This is a genomic window from Gracilibacillus oryzae (assembly GCF_009498735.1).
Taxonomy (GTDB): domain Bacteria; phylum Bacillota; class Bacilli; order Bacillales; family Amphibacillaceae; genus Gracilibacillus; species Gracilibacillus oryzae.
The window spans coordinates 79,327-97,191 of the sequence record NZ_ML762428.1 but is presented as its reverse complement, the minus strand read 5'-3'; the positions used below and the strand labels follow the sequence as shown (position 1 = coordinate 97,191).

Genomic DNA, 17,865 nt, shown 5'->3' with positions numbered 1-17,865 from the left:
AGGAACATAAACTGCACGGGGCATTTCTATAATGTAAGGGGCAATGCACTTGTCCTCCGGTTTACTTGGCAACCCGCGCCGAACGCAACTGACGAATTATAACGGTCACTCTGTAGCGGAAGGATGGGGGACGTATGAGTCTGCAATGGCAGTTGGCGGAACATTGTTATTTGCTTCCTTATGTTTGTATTTCATCTTGTTAATATATTCTGCATTTTATGCCCCAAAAGGATTCGGGCGGATTCTGATTGGAGAAGTGATGGATGCGAAAAAGAAAGTTCCCCGTCTTTTGGAAAATTGGAAAGGATGGATTGGAATTGCGATTGCTTTAATTTTATTAGCTTATACAATTCCGATAATGGATATGATTCAAACGCACCGCCAGGATCAAAAGGGTTTACATTTTGGTAATCATTGTGTTGCGGGCTCTTGCTTATTATGGTAAGAGCTTTTTTTATATGTTAGGTTAAAATTTCTGCAAAAAAGTTGCGGTCGGCAAAAGTGAAAATTATTGAAGTACCAAGTATAAGAAAAACTGCCTCATTCATAGGATATTTCCCGTTAATCGGGGTATAAAGCAGAAATCTAGTGAGTAGCCAGAGGATATTTCCCGTTAAACAGGATATAAAGTGGAAATCAAAGGGTGAGCAGAAGGAGATTTCCTGTTAATCAGGATATAAAGTGGAAATCTAGTGAGTAGCCAGAGGATATTTCCCGTTAATCGGGATATAAAGCGGAAATCTAAAGGTGAGCAGAAGGAGATTTCCTGTTAATCGGGATATAAAGTGGAAATCAAAGGGTGAGCAGAAGGAGATTTCCTGTTAATCAGGATATAAAGCGGAAATCAAAGGGAAAGCAGAAGGAGATTTCCTGTTAATCGGGATATAAAGTGGAAATCTAGTGAGTAGCCAGAGGAGATTTCCTGTTAATCGGGATATAAAGCGGAAATCTAGTGAGTAGCCAGAGGAGATCTCCTGTTAATCGGGATATAAAGCGGAAATCTAGTGAATAACAAGAGGAGATTTCCCGTTAATGCGGAATTAAGGCTAAATGAAGTGCGAATGCGAGTTCCCTAATATTGGGTATTCCTTTGTTTAACCACTATTCGAGAATTTAACGCTCTATTATAATCAAGATTGTTATATAATAGTAAGAAGTGGTGAGATGGAGGGAGTCTTATGCGCAATTTATGGAAGTATGTCAATGTGTATAAAAAAGCAATGGCTGTTGCACTGTTGCTGATGATTGTAGAATTAATCGTAGAGCTGGTTCAGCCTGTTATCATGTCAAAGATCATTGATGATGGGATTACAGCTGGCGACATGGAAACCATTTATATTTATGGCGGATGGCTGATGATCTTAACAGTGATTGCTTTTATAGCAGGGATCAGCAGTTCCTTTTACGCTTCACATGTAAGCCAGGGAGTTGGTTATGATCTGCGGAAAAGCATGTTTTACAGGATCCAGATGTTCTCTGCAATGAAGATGGAGAATGATGTGACCCAGATTCAGGGGCTATTATTTGGTCTTATGCGTATTATGCTTAGAGCACCATTGTTTATTATTTTCGGTATTATTATGTCTTTTACAATTAATGTTCCGCTAGCGACAATATTATTAACAACGCTTCCAATATTGTTTGTGATCATGTTTTTTCTCATGATTAGAGGGATGAAGTTATTTCAATCTGTTCAGGAAAAAATAGATCATGTGAACCAGATTATCCGCGAGAACTTATTAGCGATTAAGCTAGTGAAAGCTTTTCACCGCATCACTTTTGAGAATAAACGTTTTTCGAAAGTGAATGACAGTTTGAAAGATCAGAATAAAAAAGCGCTATGGATTATGGAAATCGTGATGCCGATCGTTATGTTAATTATGAACTTCGCCATGATTGCTTTACTCTGGTTCGGCTCTGTGCAGCTGGAGATGAACAATGCACAGGCTGGTGAAGTTGTTGCGATTATTAACTATGCGACAAAAATGCTGGCATCCTTTGGTGTTTTCTCATTTTTATTAATGAGTGTGACACGCGGGAGAGCTTCTGCAAAACGTGTAAATGAAGTATTATTAGAAGATATTGATGATACTGTGAAAGAATCAGAACAAAGAAATAAAATAGCTGGTGCCATAGAATTTAACCAAGTTTCCTTTCAATATCCTAATATGGATCAGGAAATATTGCACCAGATTAATGTAACAGTGAAACCGGGTGAGAAGATTGGCATTCTAGGGGAAACTGGCTCTGGTAAAACTACCCTGCTTCATCTGATTCCTTATTTATATCATGCGACAAGCGGGACGATTTATATTGATGGGAAACGAGTCGATGATTGGGGGAACAAGGTACGCCATGATATTACGCTCGTCCCACAAGAAGGGTTCCTTTTTTCCGGAACGATTAAGGAAAATATCGCATGGGGAAATGAACATTTATCAGATAATGAAATTGAGAATGTTGCAAAAGAGGCACAGTTAGACGCCTTTATTCAAACATTGCCGAATAAGTATGATACACTGATCGGACAGCGTGGTGTCAATCTGTCTGGCGGGCAGAAACAACGTCTTTCTATTGCCAGGGCTTTAGCAGATAATCCTTCGATTTTATTACTTGATGACAGTACAAGTGCACTTGATGCCACGACGGAAAAACATGTACTGGAAGCAATAAGAAGACGCAAATGTACTACGCTTATCGTGTCACAGAAAATCAGTTCAGTTATTGATGCCGATCAGATTATCGTCCTGGAAGAAGGGAAGATAAAAGGAACGGGCACTCACGACAAATTAGTAAAATCCCTGCCACTTTATCAGAAAATGTGGCAATCACAGCGGAAGGAAGGTGTGTTGATCGATGAGTAGCCCTAAAGGAAAGGAAAAAATAAGCCAGCCTAGATCACCACACCACCCGCCGATTGGTAAAAAACCGAAAATCAAGAACCTGAAGGGCACTGTTTCCCGAATATGGAGTTATATGGAGACAGACAGATGGCTATTTCGTCTTGTGATCTTATTTGTGATTGTCAGTTCCCTGCTTTCGCTATTGGGACCATACTTTATTGGTCTGGCAGTGGATGTCATGACAGGTGCTGCCGACAGTTTTGGCTTTGGACAGATCCTTTTGATTCTTGCGGTTGTTTTTGTTTTACAATCGGTCACATTAGCTTTACAAAACTATTGGATGATTGATATAGCACAGCATACCGTTTTTCTAATGCGGAAAGAATTATTTGGCCATGTGCTGAATTTGCCTGTATTATATTTTCAAAAGTCAAAGAGCGGTGACTTAATGAGCCGTCTTACCAATGATATTGAGAATGTCAGCAGAACACTTAATACAGCCGTGATTCAACTAACGACAAGTATCTTAACACTTGTCGGGACACTTGTTGTTATGTTCTGGCTCAGTCCATTGTTAACATGGATGACGATCACAATAGTGCCAATCATGTTCTTTGGGATGAAGTGGATTACCAAACGAACAGGTAAATATTTCAAGGAACAGCAAAAAGAATTAGGAGAAATGAATGGATTTTTGGAAGAAACCATCTCCGGTCACTCTATGGTAAAATTATTTCACCAGGAACATCGTGTCCTTGATCAATATGAAAAACATAATAAGCAGTTAAGAGATGCAGGATATTGGGCCCAGGTTTATTCGGGGTTTATTCCTAAACTAATGAACTCACTCAACAATTTCAGTTTTGCGATCATTGTCGGGATTGGCGGCTGGATTGTCTTATCAACAAATGCAACAGCAATCTCGATCGGTGTTATTGTCACATTCACAACATATGCCAGACAGTTTACAAGACCGCTAAATGATCTGGCCAATCAATTTAATATTATCCTGTCAGCGGTAGCAGGTGCTGAGCGGGTTTTTGATATATTAGATGTGCAAAAAGAAGAAGCAAAAAATGATAAAAAGCAGTTAGAAAACCTTTATGGAGATGTTGTATTTGAAGACGTTTCTTTTGCCTATAATAAAGACGAGAAAGTGCTTGATAAGATCTCCTTTCACGCAGCGCCAGGTCAGACCGTTGCATTAGTCGGACCAACTGGTGCAGGAAAAACTACGATTATCTCTTTATTAACACGTTTTTATGAGGAGCAATCAGGTAATATTTATGTAGATGGGAATAATATGAAGCAAATTGCAAATCAAAGCATAAGAGAACATTTAGGTATTGTTTTACAAGATGCCTATTTATTTGATACAACAATAAGGGAAAATATCCGGTACGGAAAATTAGATGCAACAGACGAAGAAGTGGAAAATGCCGCCCAAATGGCAAATGCCCACTCTTTTATTGAACAATTGCCAGATAAATATGATACATTATTAGAAGGAAACGGCCATGGTATCAGTCAAGGGCAGCGCCAGCTTATTTCGATAGCCAGAGCAATGCTCCGTAATCCGTCTATCTTGATTTTAGACGAAGCAACGAGTAGTATTGATACGATTACCGAAATAAAGATTACTGATGCATTAAATCGCCTGATGGAAGGCAAGACTAGTTTTATTATTGCACACAGGCTAAATACGATAGAAGAAGCTGATCTTATATTAGTGTTAAAAGAAGGAAAGATAATTGAGAGAGGTAATCATCATTCATTATTACAGCAAAAAGGATTTTATGCTAATCTTGTGGAAACACAGACTGCCAGGGAAGCATAAACCGGTGAATAAACGTCATGGAGGTGATTGTAATGACGGATGATAGTCAGAAACAAGAATGGAAAGAAGAACAGAATCGTGTCAACAGGGTTGTAGAAGAAATTAAACGGAAAATGGGAATATTACGATCACGCGCATCCAACTTAAAGCAAGACGTTATTGATATTAGACGAGATTTCTGGGAAGACGTAACCGTTAATATAGAAGAAATGGATGATAAGATTGAGACAGAAGCCAGCATCAAACAGCAAGCAGAGTTTCTGTCAGAACGTGAAAGAAGTCATGGTCAAGTAAGTGAACGGTTAGATATCCTTGATCGCTTAAAGGACTCTCCCTATTTTGGCAGAATCGACTTTAAAGAGGAGAGCGAATCAGAAGAAGAGCCGATCTATATTGGGTTAGCTTCCGTTCTCGATGAGGAAGAGGAGAATTTCCTTGTGCATGACTGGAGAGCTCCAATTGCGAGCATGTATTACGATTATCCACCTGGACCGGCAAGTTATGACACTGTTCAAGGAAATATTTCCGGGGAAATAACAGTAAAACGTCAATATATTATACGTAATGGCGAATTAAAGGGAATGTTTGACACAGGGTTAACCATTGGTGATCATCTTCTGCAAAAAGTACTGGGAGATCAGGCAAGTACGAAAATGAAGAGAATTGTCTCTACTATCCAAAGAGAACAAAACCAGATTATTCGCAATGAAAAAAGTAAGGTGTTAGTCGTTCAAGGTGTTGCCGGCAGTGGCAAAACATCTGCAGCATTGCAGCGTGTGGCCTACTTGCTGTATCGCTACAGAGAAACTTTATCATCAGAACAGATTGTCTTATTTTCACCAAATCCGCTATTTAACAGCTATGTAGCAACAGTGCTGCCTGAACTTGGTGAAGATAATATGCAGCAAATGACTTTTTATCAGTTTTTGCATCGTCAATTAGATGATAGCTTTCAACTAGAGACGCCATTTGAGCAGATGGAATATTATTTAAGAAAAGATGGCAAAGATTATGATACAAGAGTCGAAGCAATGGAATACAAAGCAAGCTTGGATTATAAGGATTTGTTAGATCGATATATAAATGATCTAGGAAATGAAGGAATTGTTTTTCGCAATATTTCCTTCCGCGGTGAGATCATTATTTCCAAAAAGGCGATTGAGCAATATTTCTATCAGACAGAACGGTCCTTATCCATCCCAGATCGTCTGGAAAAAGTAGCGAACTGGCTCTTGCTGCAAATAAAGCGAGTGGAACAATACGAAAGAGAGAAAGACTGGGTCCTAGAAGAAAGCGAGTTGTTAGAAAAAGAGGATTTTGTCGATGTTCACCATACATTACAGGATGAGCAACAGTTCTCTGATGACACGTTTGATGATTATGACCGTGAGGAAGAACTGCTGCGAAAACGAGTGGTAGCGAACAAAATGAAGCCATTAAAGGTGAAAATTAAAAGATTAGCATTTGTGGATACATTAAAGACTTTTCGCCGATTATTTCATCAGTATCGTACGATTAGTATGGATGAATCAATTCCAAATCGATGGACAGATATTTGCCGATTAACGGATGATTATTTAAAAGATAAATATTTAACATGGGAAGATGCAACAGGTTATATTTATTTTGAGAACAGTATGCTTGGGTTCCAGTCACAGCGAACCATTCAACATTTATTTATTGATGAAGCACAAGATTACACACCGTTCCAGTTTGCTTTAATGAAAAAAATGTACCCTGTCAGCAGGATGACATTGTTAGGGGATATAAACCAGGCAATTTATGCCCATGCAGTGAAAGAAGAGTCACTTTTATCAGAACGGTTTTCCGAAAAGCATGAGCGCATTGTATTAACGAGAAGCTATCGCTCAACAAAGCCAATCGTATCTTTTACAAAAGCTTTTATGCCGAATGGTGATTTAATTGAACCATTTGAAAGAGATGGTGACATTCCTGGTCTGATTGAAGTTGATCAGCCTGAAATTGCGATTGAAAAAATCGTATCCAAAATTGATGAGTTTCTTGCAGAGGGACAGAAGACCATTGCGATTATAGGAAAGACGATGGAAGAATGCCGATTGTTGCATGCAGTATTAAGAAGGAGATTGCCACTTCATCTGATGACACAGGAAACCCACACATTTAATAATGGAATTGTCGTAATTCCTGCATATCTGGCTAAAGGGATAGAATTTGACTCTGTCGTCATTGCGGATGCTTCTGATGAAAATTACCATAATGAATTAGAGAGAAACTTATTCTATACTGCTTGTACACGAGCGATGCATCACCTGGCATTATTCTCAGTCGGCAGACCGAGCCGCTTTATCGAGCAAGTACCGAAAAGCGATTATCAGCATTTTAAAATACACGAAATTGCTGTAAGACATAACGAGTAAAATGAAGATGACCGGAAGCTTCCGGTCATTTTTTTATTGGGTCAGCTTATGGGCGGATAAAGCTGATAAAATTATCCGCACTTTCTTTGCTGTATCGTTCCTGTCTTGTCACAAGCCATAAATTTCTTTTGAATTCAATGTCTTTAATTTTCGCCTCACATAATAAGTTTTGTTCCAGTTCCCTCATCACTGTCAGTCTTGAGACAATACTCACCCCAAGGTTTGCTTCTACTGCACTTTTAATTGCTTGTGTACTGCCTAAATCCATGTAGCTTTCGATCTTATCTAATAAATCATATTCTCTTAAGAAATTTTCGATAATTAGTCTTGTGCCAGAGGTTGGTTCCCGCCACAGCATCCTTTCTTTTGACAATTCCTGGATGTCGATCTCCTCACGGTCTTTCCATGGATGATCAGGTGAGTGGATTAACACTAATTCATCATCTGCAATATTTTCAACTAACAGCCTTTTATCCTGAACAATCCCTTCTACTAAAGCAAGATCAATTAAGCCTTCTGACAATGCTTCTAGCACTCGGGCAGTATTCTCTACCAAAAGGGATACATTAATATGAGGGTGTTGTTTTTTAAATCTTCCTAGTAAACGTGGCAAAAGGTACTCGCCAATCGTCAAGCTTGCCCCGACTTGCAAAGACTCATGATACTCCCTGTTTTTTTCTGTTACTGCTTCTTTAGAGCGCCTGAAGTCTTCCGCAATCGTCTTAGCGAATGGATACAGTATTTTCCCGCTCTCTGTCAAGGTTAACCGTCCATCTTTCCGGTCAAACAGCATGGCGTTATACGTTCTTTCCAACTGATGAATCTGTTTTGTGACTGCTGGCTGGGAGACATATGATAGTTTTGCTGCCTGGCTGATGCTGCCAACATCCACAACGAGACAGAACATCTTTAACATATCAATGTTCATTGTGCAGCCTCCTTATTATGAATTCAATTACTTTCATTTTTAATGTTCAAGACATAACAAAAATAGTTAGTTTGAAAACCTAACAATAAAGACACGATCTTGTCACTCACTAATGTACTAATATAGATAGTGCTAACTTCTCACTGGGGAAAAATACTCACTTTCCATGGGCACGGCTTCAACTAACTTGGTAAAGAAGATCACTTTACCAAGTGGATTTTCAGCTCGTGCTGTTCCCATAGGAGGCTCGCATTTTTCCCCAGCTTTTCATAGTTTTCTATACTAATAAGTAGAACGAATATCACCATCTAAAGGCAGCGTCACTTAAGATAAGTTTAGGCAAGATCATTTATTCCATTAAAAGTCTCTCTTCCAAAGCAGGAAGCCTGGCATTAAATAGAAGAGGATAGACCCTGTTTCACAAAGGAAATCAGAATCGTCCGGATATCCTTCTTCATTATATCTTATCACAGTTAAGTTATGAACAAATAAAGCAGATAGGCAGGACAGTGAGTGCAAATCATTTTTAAATTTTGCGGTTTTATGGGAAGATATTAAAGTGTTTACAAAATAAAAGGAGGAATAGCAATGGTAACAAGTTTGCAAGCAACGACTACATTACATAACGGAGTGAAAATGCCTTGGTTCGGCCTTGGGGTATTCCAAGTAGATGACGGCGAAGAAGTTATCAACTCCGTTAAATGGGCGCTGGAACATGGTTATAAAAGTATTGACACAGCAGCGATCTATAAAAACGAAGAAGGCGTAGGTCAAGCAATTAAAGAATCAGGCGTTCCTCGTGAGGAATTGTTTATCACATCAAAAGTATGGAATGGTGATCAAGGCTATGAAGAAACATTAAAAGCGTTTGACACAACATTAGAAAAACTGGGATTAGAGTATTTAGATCTGTATTTGATTCACTGGCCTGTCCCGGCTCAAAATAAATATAAAGAAACATGGAAAGCAATGGAAGTGCTTTATAAAGCAGGGAAAATTCGTGCAATTGGTGTAAGTAACTTTAAAGAGCACCATTTAGATGATCTTATATCTGAAGCAGAAATCGTGCCAATGGTAAACCAGGTGGAATACCATCCGGACTTGCAACAAACAAGTTTACATGAATTCTGTAAGAAACACCAGATCCAGCTGGAAGCATGGTCTCCTTTAAAACAAGGTCAGATCTTAGCTGATGAAACAATCACTTCGATTGCGAAGAATCACGGCAAGACTACAGCACAAGTTGTTTTAAGATGGGATCTGCAAAATGGAGTAGTTACCATCCCGAAATCTGTAAAAAAACATCGTATTCATGAAAATGCTGATATATTTGATTTTGAATTAACAGAAGAAGAAATGAAAATGATCAGTCAAATTAATAAAGAAGAACGAATTGGGCCAGACCCAGACCATTTTGATAAAAGATAATAAGTGAGACTATCAACAATCTAGGTCTTAACGTGATAAAGCAGAAAAAGTATCCAGTTATGCTGGGTGCTTTTTTTCTAATTTGCTGTTGAACTGATTAATAGAATAAGATATCGTTATAATAGAGACATAAGAAAGTGGGGGATATGAGAATGGCATTTGTAATTACACAACCTTGTGAAGTAGAAAAAGCAGGTGAATGTACAACAGTATGCCCTGTTGACTGTATTGAAGAAGGTCCAACTCAATTTTATATAGATCCAGATGTCTGCATTGATTGCGGTGCATGTAAAGCAGTTTGTCCAGTTGATGCAATTGAAGAGGAGTATGATCTTACTCCAGAACAGGAAGTTTATTTAGAGAAGGCAGAAGCTTATTTTGCGAAATAAATAATAAATGAAGCAGTCACAGAAAATAGTGACTGCTTTTTTACATACAATAAAACAGGCATGCGAAAAAACTAACATTTTTGCAAATGGATGAACAATTACGAAGTCTATTGAACAAAGTTCTTCCGTTCATTTCAGTGCAAAAAAGTACTATAAAAATAAAAAATGATTATAGATTTACAAGAATGGATGATTGTTGTGAAAAGATAAATAGGCTAAACTAAAATTGAAAGCGTTTTATAAATATCTTGTGAGGTGAATATATGTCTGAACAAAGCTTTCTAACACAGGATGCTGAATTTGGTATCCACCCATTCTGGTTTTGGAATGGGGAGATGGATGAGGCAGAAATCGAACATCAAATTAATGAGATGGCTGATAAACATGTAACAGGTTTCTTCCTTTGTGCAAGGCAAGGGATGACAGTACCTTATCTATCTGATGAATGGTTTGAGAAAGTGAACGTTGCTGTTGAAGCAGCAGAAAAAAGGGGCATGCATGTATGGTTATATGATGAATATCCATATCCAAGTGGAATTGCAGGTGGGGAGGTAACATTAGAGCATAAGGATGCAAAACAAACGATTCTTACACACCATGTGAAGGAAACAGATGGCGGCAGAAAAGTAAGCTTCGAATTACCATGGGGTAAGATGCTTTTCGCCAAAGCGGTACCTGTTAATCAACAGTCAGGCGAGTTAAATTGGGAAAAGGCAATAGATGTAAAAAAGTTTACAGGTAACACGCAATCTGATCATATTTATCAGAAGACAGGCTTAACGGCCTATAATCAGAGAAGATACTTTACTTATGATCCCAAGCGGTTGCTGACATGGGAAGCACCAAAAGGAAAATGGCAGATTCATTGTTTTATAGAAGAAGAAATCAAAGATTTTAAATATTACGGGACATATGTTGATCCGCTTCACAAAGAAGCAATCAAGACATTTATAAAATCAACCCATGAAAAATACTTAGAAAAAGCCGGCAAGCATTTTGGCAAGACGATCAAAGGCATGTTCACAGATGAAACCCATTTGCTCGGGAAATTGCCATGGTCGCCTCAGCTGGTGCCTTATATGCAAGAGAAATACGGCTACGATATTAGAGATCATTTAAATAAATTACTTTATCAAGAAAAGAATAGTGCCGCTGTCCGCTATCAATATTATCAGAGTATTCATGAGCTTTTGCGAGATGTCTATCATAAACAGATTCATGACTGGTGTGAAGAGGAAGACATTCAGTATGTTGCCGAAGTGCCTTCAGCAAGGATGTCAGCCCAAATTTACAGCCATGTACCTGGTGGTGATAGCGCCCATGAGAAGCTGGGAAGGTCACTGGACTGGATCTTAAAACGGTATTTTTTCAGTCTGCGTGCCAATCCAAAGATGATAAGTGCACTAAGCAGCCAGCTTAATCGTGATAGGGCATTAATCGAATGTTTTCACAGTGTAGGCTGGTCGATGACATTGCAGGATGCCAAGTGGATGATTGATCGGATGATTGCATTGGGAATCAATTTCTTTAATTTTCACGCCTTTTTCTATACATTAAACGCTTTGGTGAAGCATGATGCACCACCATCCCAGTTTTTGCAGAATCCGTACTGGCAGCATTATCAGCTTTTAGGCGATTATGTATCAAGAATCAGTTACTTAATGAGCCAGGGCAAGCCAGTAAGGGAAATAGCTGTGCTTGATCCTACAACCACTCTTTGGACAAAGATGGCAAACCCGTTTATGAAGTTTTCTTATGCAGGAAATGATGAAAAAGAGAAGGAACAATTAGATCGATTAAAAAACAACTGGCGTGATCTTTGTCTAAGCATGACAAAAAATCATCTCGACTATGATCATTTAGATCCGGAGATTTTAGCAAATGCGGAAATTTCGGATGGAACCATCATGCTTGGTAAAGCACAATATTCTATTTTGATTCTGCCGCCAATGACAAACATGGAAAAGGCGGCATGGGTGAAAATCAAACAGTTTATGGAACAGGGCGGCACCGTTATTGCAAATGGAATACTGCCATATGAAGATATTGAAAATGATCCAGCCGTAATAGAGGAGATTGGTCATTATTTTAATAAAGAATCCGTTGTTTTGGATGATTTTTGGCAAGGAAACAGCACGAATATCGTACTTTCCCATTCGCAATATAATACCTATTTTCTGAGACAGGATGGTGAGGAGTGGGAAAGCTTACACACGATCATTGAACAGAAGCGTGCAAGTAAAGTCCGTTTTTGTGTGGAAAATGATAGCAAGAGTTTTCTTATGCATCACCGCCAATATGAGGATGGAACTGACCTGATTTTTCTTACAAACCAGGAAGGCGAGGCGCATTTCACAACATTATACTATCCAGCTGATAGCACAGTTAAACAATTTCAGAAAGTAGATATCGAGTCAGGGAAGGTACAGGCGCTGCCGGCTGCTTTAACTGATGACAGATGGAAAGTATCATTAGCTTTTTCACCATACCAGTCTTATCTAATAAAAGTAACCGAAACAGAAAAACAAGAGACAATTCCGAATCCAACGAATCAATTAATCGTTTTGGCCAAACAGGATAACTGGCAGTTGGAAATGGAAAAGCCAAATGTGCTGAGGTTAGCTGACTTCCAATTAACGATTCATGATCAAGCTTGTCAGCAGGTAGCTGGATCTGTCGAAGCGAAAACATTTATTGATCAATGTGAAGATTTATCAAAGACAGGCAATTTACCAGTTCAATTTTCACAGATATTTGGGACACCAATGAAGATGAGTCTGCCATACCCATTGACTGTAACCTATGAAAAGCAATTTGAAATCAGGCAGCTGTCGGCTAATTGTGCAGTCTTACTTGATAAACATGCGATCTCTGAAGGACTTGATATTTATATTAATGGAAAAAAACTAGAGAGAGCTAGATTTAAACAGCAATTTTTCTATGATCATAACAATATAGTAGCAAGTATTGAGGATATGGTACGTGAAGGGGAGAACAGGCTGGAGATCAAAGGGATTGTCAATAAAGATTGGGATGGGGTTGTGGATCCGGTCTATATTATCGGAGACTTTGGTGTGTATTATCATGAGCAGACACCTGTACTAACTCAAATCCCGGATAAGGTTTCTTCACTAAAGCAGCCTTACCCAGGTTTGCCGCATTATGCAGGTACTCTGACTTTCATAACGTCATTCGAATGGCAAGGCAATCCAGAGATTACCTATCATTTGAGATTAAAAGATCTGGAACAAGTCCATGATGTTGTCGAAATCTTTCTGAATGGTGAGTCACTTGGTGTAAGACCATGGGCACCTTACGATATCATGGTAAAAGGTACGCAATTAAAACAAGGTTCCAATCAACTGACGATTAGATTGAATAATACGTTAGCAGGATTATTGGAAGGTAAGTATTTTGATTATGACCAGCATGTATTAAAAGATGTCCGCGATGTGGAGGGGAATAAATCTTGACGAACAAACGTCCAAATGTTGTGGTTGTATTTACTGATCAGCAAAGATGGGATACAACTGGGGTCCATGGCAATCCGTTAGATCTGACACCAAATTTTGACCGGATGGCAAGGGAAGGAACACATCTCTATCATTCCTTTACCTGTCAGCCAGTCTGTGCCCCGGCGCGTTCTTGTTTTCAGACAGGAAAATTTGCAACAGATACAGGCTGTTACCGAAATGCCGTTCCATTGCCTGAAGATGAAAAAACGTTAGCACATTATTTTAAGGAAGAAGGCTATTATACAGGCTATATCGGTAAATGGCACCTTGCGGCAGAAGAACCAGTCAGCCGAAAGAGGCAAGGGGGATATGATTATTGGCTTGCAGCAAATGGACTGGAGCATACATCCGAGCCTTATCAAACAACATTGTATGATAATGATGGGAACCCTGTAGAGTTGCCAGGATACCGTGTGGATGCCTTAACAGATGCTGCCATTCGTTTTATTGATGACAGAAACAAACAGGATGACCCATTTTTCCTTTTTCTATCCTATTTAGAGCCACATCATCAAAACAGGACAGATAACTATCCTGCGCCTACTGGCTATGAGGAAAAGTATACGTCTGCCTGGACACCGCCGGATTTACAGGCATTAGGTGGAACAAGCGCCCAGCAGTTAGGCGGCTATTATGGGATGGTAAAAAGGCTTGATGAAGCTTTAGGCAGAATTTTAGATGTACTAAAAAGTTTGCAGATAGAAGAAGAAACAATTGTGCTTTTCACAACAGATCATGGCAGTCATTTTAAAACAAGAAACCATGAATACAAGCGGTCTTGCCATGAAAGCTCGATACGGATACCGGCTGCCCTTACCGGCCCAGGTTTTTCACAGGGCGGGCAGAAAAAAGAGCTAGTCAGTTTAATCGATTTCCCGCCAACATTACTAGATGCTGCCGGGATTGAGGTACCTGAGCAAATGTCAGGCAATTCAATCTTGCCACTCGTAAGAAATGACAATAAAGATTGGGAAAATGAAGTATTTATCCAAATCAGTGAATCACAGGTTGGCAGAGCGATTCGGACAAAGCGTTGGAAATACAGTGTATCAGATCCTGAAGCTGATCGGATTTATGACGCTAGTTCACAACGATATGTGGAAGAATTTTTGTACGACTTGAAGGCAGATCCCTATGAGCTGACGAATTTAATCGGTCTTCGTTCTCATCAGGAAGTAGCCGAAGTTCTTCGGCAAAAATTATTGAAAAAGATTGAGCAATTTGAGAAGGAAAAACCTGTGATCCAGCCTGCTGCGTTGAAAGAAAGCGGGCAGAGGAAAGTAAGGGAAACAGAATTAGAATTATAGCAAAAAGGTTGTTGAGCAGGGGAAAAGCTCAACAACCTTTTTTCATGCTTTTGTGGATATTGTCTGGTTCGTTAATCTGGTTGTGTTCACTCTTGATAAAATAAGCACCCCAATAATGGCACCACTTATACTGCTGACTAAAAATCCGGGTAAAAATGCCAATATACCGACAGATGTGCCCATTAACAGGTAAGCAAAAGGAACGGAAGGTAGTGCAAGAGAAGTACTGTTTTTCAGTTAATTATGTGTCACTTAAGTGGTCATGCCATCATCAAAGGTGGCATTTTATTATCTTTATGAACGGATAAGAGAGTCTTTTTATTACACATATAATAGACAATGGCACTAAATTATCTAAAAATGATGGATTTTTACAAATTTTTCGTTTATATTAGAATGAAGATAGAATGAAAAAAGATATATCAATGTTTTCTAATTGGAGTGGACATTATGTTAGAACTATCAATTAAGCAGCCTGAAAACCTTAGGAAAGTAGCACATGCGCTCTCATCTGATGTAAGAATTAAAATTATTGACCATCTCAATGAAGGTAATTTAAATGTTAATCAACTTGCAGAAATTGTTGATATTCCTGTATCAACTGCTGCCTCACATATTAAGGTGTTAGAAGAGGCTGGATTAATACTGACTGAGCTTAGACCAGCGAGTAGAGGTGCTATGAAAGTATGTACGCGAAATTTTGATGATATCCATGTAAAGTTAAATAACATGGAAAGTGTCTTAAAAAATGATAAAGTATTTGAAACAGAGATGCCGATAGGGCAATATGTAGATTTTGAAGTTGCACCAACTTGCGGAATGGCAAACTGTGATGGGATGCTGATTCCTGAAGATGAACCGGTCCATTTTTATAATCCAAACCGCTCAAAGGCCCAGCTAATATGGACGAGGAAAGGATTCTTTGAGTATAAATTCCCTATTGTTCTCCCGCAAGGAGCGGATATCCTGTCGGTGCAGGTATCTATGGAAATTTGTTCAGAAGCTCCGAATCACGATCCGAATTGGCCATCTGATATTACGGTTTGGCTAAACAGTGTGGACATCGGTACATGGACAAGTCCCGGTGATTATGGCGACCGCCCGGGGGAATTAAATCCGAGTAATTGGACGGAAACAACCAATACACAGTATGGGACACTAAAGACTTGGAAAGTCAGTAAGAAAACTACTTTGATTGATGATTTTGAATTATCAAATACGACGGTTCATGATTTGAATATTATGGACAAAAACTATTTGTCCTTTAAAATAGGAATAAAGAATGATGCCGTACATAAAGGTGGTATGAACTTATTCGGACGGGAATTTGGCGACTACCCGCAAGATATTAAATTAAATATTATGTATGCATAAACAGCTTTTCTAAAACTGGAAAGCTGTTTTTTCGTGTGCCGGGCATGTATACAAACTTTAGGGTTTAAGGTCCGGAACTGGGAAGAGGTAGTCGAAGGCAAATCCCCTGCTTGCGGAACACGATCTATATAGGAGCCTATGTATACGTGGATAACAATGCCCAACAATTCAAAGTACATACTGACAGATCGTATTCTATTAAAAGTGATTGCACAAGTGTTAACGAAGGTTTATCATACAGCACTCTCGGAACGTTATGGTTTCCATACTAGGAGTATAACTTTTCTATTTCGCTATTTAATATTACAAAAAAAATGTAATTAAATAACTTTTTTATAAAACATGTTGACAAAATTATTTTGTAAGCGTATTCTTATTTGTAAGTTACAAATATTAAGTAATTAAACATATTTATTGTAATTATTGTTTTGTGTTTTGGTAACATAAGGGGAATTTTATTATTTTCTGTTAAAAAAATTTTGTGAAAAGGAGAGTATGGCAGATGACAATGAATATGATAACGAAATCTACGATCTATCAACGGACGGAATATCCAAGACCCCAGTTCCAACGTCAATCATGGATTAACTTAAACGGAACTTGGAAATTTTCTTTTGATGATGAAAATATCGGGGAGAAAGGTGATTGGCACTATCAACCAGCTTTTTCGAAGGAAATTCAAGTTCCGTTTACGTATGAGACTGAAGCAAGTGGGATCGGGGAAGAAACGTTCCATCCAAATGTATGGTATCAAAGAACATTTGATATTCCAAAAGAGGAAGTAGGAAAAAGGGCACTTTTGAGATTCCAGGCTTCTGACTATTTGACAAAGGTATGGGTGAATGGGACGTATATTGGGGAACACGCTGGTGGCAATGCTGCCTTTTCCTTTGATATTAGTCATGCAATTGACCAAACGAAAGCGAACGAATTAGTCGTAAAAGTAGAAGACAGTAATAGCTGTTACCAGCCTAGAGGGAAGCAGCGTTGGAAGGACGAAAATTTCGGATGTTGGTATGTACAGAACACAGGAATCTGGCAAACTGTCTGGCTGGAATTCCTACATAGTGAGAGCATCGAATATGTAAAAATCACCCCTAAGATAGACACCCACTCTGTTGCCTTTAATTACAAACTTCATGGAACAATGATTGATAATAGCAGACTAGAAACGATTATTAGCTTTAAAGGGAAAAAAGTAAAGCAGTTATCGTTTTTACCTGATCGAAATGACATGCAAATGGAAGTTGATCTGCTATCCGAAATCCATGAGTGGAAAGTAATGCATTGGTCACCAAGTAACCCTAACCTTTATGATGTAACATTCCGTTTATATGTAAATGATGAATTAGTTGATGAAGTGGAATCGTATTTTGGAATGCGTAAAGTATCGATTAAAGATGGGCAAGTGTTATTAAACAATTCACCTATTTACCAAAAATTATTACTGGACCAAGGCTATTGGCCTGATACAATGCTGACACCTCCCTCAGATGAAGCGATGATAGAGGATATTGAAAAAACAATAGCGATGGGCTTTAACGGTGTTCGAAAGCATCAAAAAATTGAAGATGACCGCTTCCTTTACTGGTGTGATGTAAAAGGTCTGCTTGTTTGGTCGGAAATGGCTGCGACCTATGAATACTCTGATGAAGCAATAGAGAACTTCACGAAAGAATGGTTAGAGATTGTGACCCAAAAGTACAATCATCCGTCGATTATCACGTGGGTACCTTTTAACGAGTCATGGGGCGTACCGAATATCGCTACAGATAAGAAACAGCAAGCATTCACTGAATCGATATATTATTTAACAAAATCTATTGATCACGAACGTCCTGTCAT

12 protein-coding genes are annotated in these 17,865 nt (G+C 38.8%); 10 read left to right on the top strand and 2 right to left on the bottom strand.

The window, feature by feature from the left end; genetic code table 11:
• The first annotated feature begins 49 nt into the window (after window positions 1-49).
• The 4 genes from F9U64_RS08575 (at window position 50) to helD (ending at window position 7,079) form a co-directional block, all read left to right on the top strand.
• Window positions 50-445, top strand: coding sequence for a hypothetical protein (locus F9U64_RS08575; protein WP_153402598.1), 396 nt, complete (start codon window positions 50-52; stop codon window positions 443-445).
• 733 nt (window positions 446-1,178) lie between these two features.
• Window positions 1,179-2,864 (top strand): ABC transporter ATP-binding protein, encoded by a 1,686-nt coding sequence (locus F9U64_RS08570; RefSeq protein ID WP_153402597.1) that lies wholly within the window; start codon window positions 1,179-1,181, stop codon window positions 2,862-2,864.
• The gene (locus tag F9U64_RS08565; protein WP_153402596.1) at window positions 2,857-4,680 is read left to right on the top strand and encodes an ABC transporter ATP-binding protein; all 1,824 of its coding nucleotides are present in this window, start codon (window positions 2,857-2,859) and stop codon (window positions 4,678-4,680) included. Before F9U64_RS08570 ends, F9U64_RS08565 begins: the two co-directional genes overlap by 8 nt.
• Before the next feature lie 32 nt (window positions 4,681-4,712).
• Window positions 4,713-7,079 (top strand): RNA polymerase recycling motor HelD, encoded by a 2,367-nt coding sequence (gene helD, locus F9U64_RS08560; RefSeq protein ID WP_153402595.1) that lies wholly within the window; start codon window positions 4,713-4,715, stop codon window positions 7,077-7,079.
• Window positions 7,080-7,125: 46 nt separating this feature from the next.
• On the opposite strand, the gene F9U64_RS08555 is transcribed toward helD, so the two are convergent.
• Window positions 7,126-8,007 (bottom strand): LysR substrate-binding domain-containing protein, encoded by an 882-nt coding sequence (locus tag F9U64_RS08555; protein ID WP_153402594.1) that lies wholly within the window; start codon window positions 8,005-8,007, stop codon window positions 7,126-7,128.
• Window positions 8,008-8,595: 588 nt separating this feature from the next.
• On the opposite strand from F9U64_RS08555, the gene F9U64_RS08550 reads away from it, so the two are divergent.
• From F9U64_RS08550 to F9U64_RS08535, 4 genes are all read left to right on the top strand, one after another.
• Window positions 8,596-9,435: an aldo/keto reductase gene (locus F9U64_RS08550; protein ID WP_153402593.1), complete on the top strand. Its 840-nt coding sequence runs from the start codon at window positions 8,596-8,598 to the stop codon at window positions 9,433-9,435.
• 152 nt (window positions 9,436-9,587) lie between these two features.
• On the top strand, window positions 9,588-9,824 hold the full coding sequence (locus F9U64_RS08545; RefSeq protein WP_153402592.1) for an indolepyruvate ferredoxin oxidoreductase subunit alpha: 237 nt from the start codon (window positions 9,588-9,590) through the stop codon (window positions 9,822-9,824).
• A 263-nt stretch (window positions 9,825-10,087) separates the two neighbouring features.
• The gene (locus F9U64_RS08540; RefSeq protein WP_153402591.1) at window positions 10,088-13,297 is read left to right on the top strand and encodes a glycosyl hydrolase; all 3,210 of its coding nucleotides are present in this window, start codon (window positions 10,088-10,090) and stop codon (window positions 13,295-13,297) included.
• Entirely contained in the window at window positions 13,294-14,646 is a 1,353-nt protein-coding gene (locus tag F9U64_RS08535; protein ID WP_153402590.1) for a sulfatase family protein, read from the top strand. The genes F9U64_RS08540 and F9U64_RS08535 overlap by 4 nt, the downstream gene beginning before the upstream one ends.
• Window positions 14,647-14,688: 42 nt before the next feature.
• On the opposite strand, the gene F9U64_RS23570 is transcribed toward F9U64_RS08535, so the two are convergent.
• A complete protein-coding gene (locus F9U64_RS23570; RefSeq protein WP_407647307.1) occupies window positions 14,689-14,883 on the bottom strand; it encodes an energy coupling factor transporter S component ThiW in 195 nt (64 codons plus the stop codon).
• 213 nt (window positions 14,884-15,096) lie between these two features.
• Between F9U64_RS23570 and F9U64_RS08530 the strand changes: the two genes are divergently transcribed.
• Together F9U64_RS08530 and F9U64_RS08525 are read left to right on the top strand one after the other, a co-directional pair.
• On the top strand, window positions 15,097-16,020 hold the full coding sequence (locus F9U64_RS08530) for an ArsR/SmtB family transcription factor (RefSeq protein ID WP_153402589.1): 924 nt from the start codon (window positions 15,097-15,099) through the stop codon (window positions 16,018-16,020).
• A gap of 502 nt (window positions 16,021-16,522) precedes the next feature.
• On the top strand, window positions 16,523-17,865 hold a 1,343-nt coding region (locus F9U64_RS08525), incomplete at its 3' end, for a glycoside hydrolase family 2 protein (protein ID WP_228275634.1).

Bases quoted from the DNA above. Each gene is read 5' to 3' on its own strand.
- F9U64_RS08530 (WP_153402589.1), top strand. From the start codon at position 15,097: ATGTTAGAACTATCAATTAAGCAGCCTGAAAACCTTAGGAAAGTAGCA.
- F9U64_RS08540 (WP_153402591.1), top strand. From the start codon at position 10,088: ATGTCTGAACAAAGCTTTCTAACACAGGATGCTGAATTTGGTATCCAC.
- helD (WP_153402595.1), top strand. From the start codon at position 4,713: ATGACGGATGATAGTCAGAAACAAGAATGGAAAGAAGAACAGAATCGT.
- F9U64_RS08550 (WP_153402593.1), top strand. From the start codon at position 8,596: ATGGTAACAAGTTTGCAAGCAACGACTACATTACATAACGGAGTGAAA.
- F9U64_RS08565 (WP_153402596.1), top strand. From the start codon at position 2,857: ATGAGTAGCCCTAAAGGAAAGGAAAAAATAAGCCAGCCTAGATCACCA.
- F9U64_RS08555 (WP_153402594.1), bottom strand. From the start codon at position 8,007: ATGAACATTGATATGTTAAAGATGTTCTGTCTCGTTGTGGATGTTGGC.
- F9U64_RS08545 (WP_153402592.1), top strand. From the start codon at position 9,588: ATGGCATTTGTAATTACACAACCTTGTGAAGTAGAAAAAGCAGGTGAA.
- F9U64_RS08570 (WP_153402597.1), top strand. From the start codon at position 1,179: ATGCGCAATTTATGGAAGTATGTCAATGTGTATAAAAAAGCAATGGCT.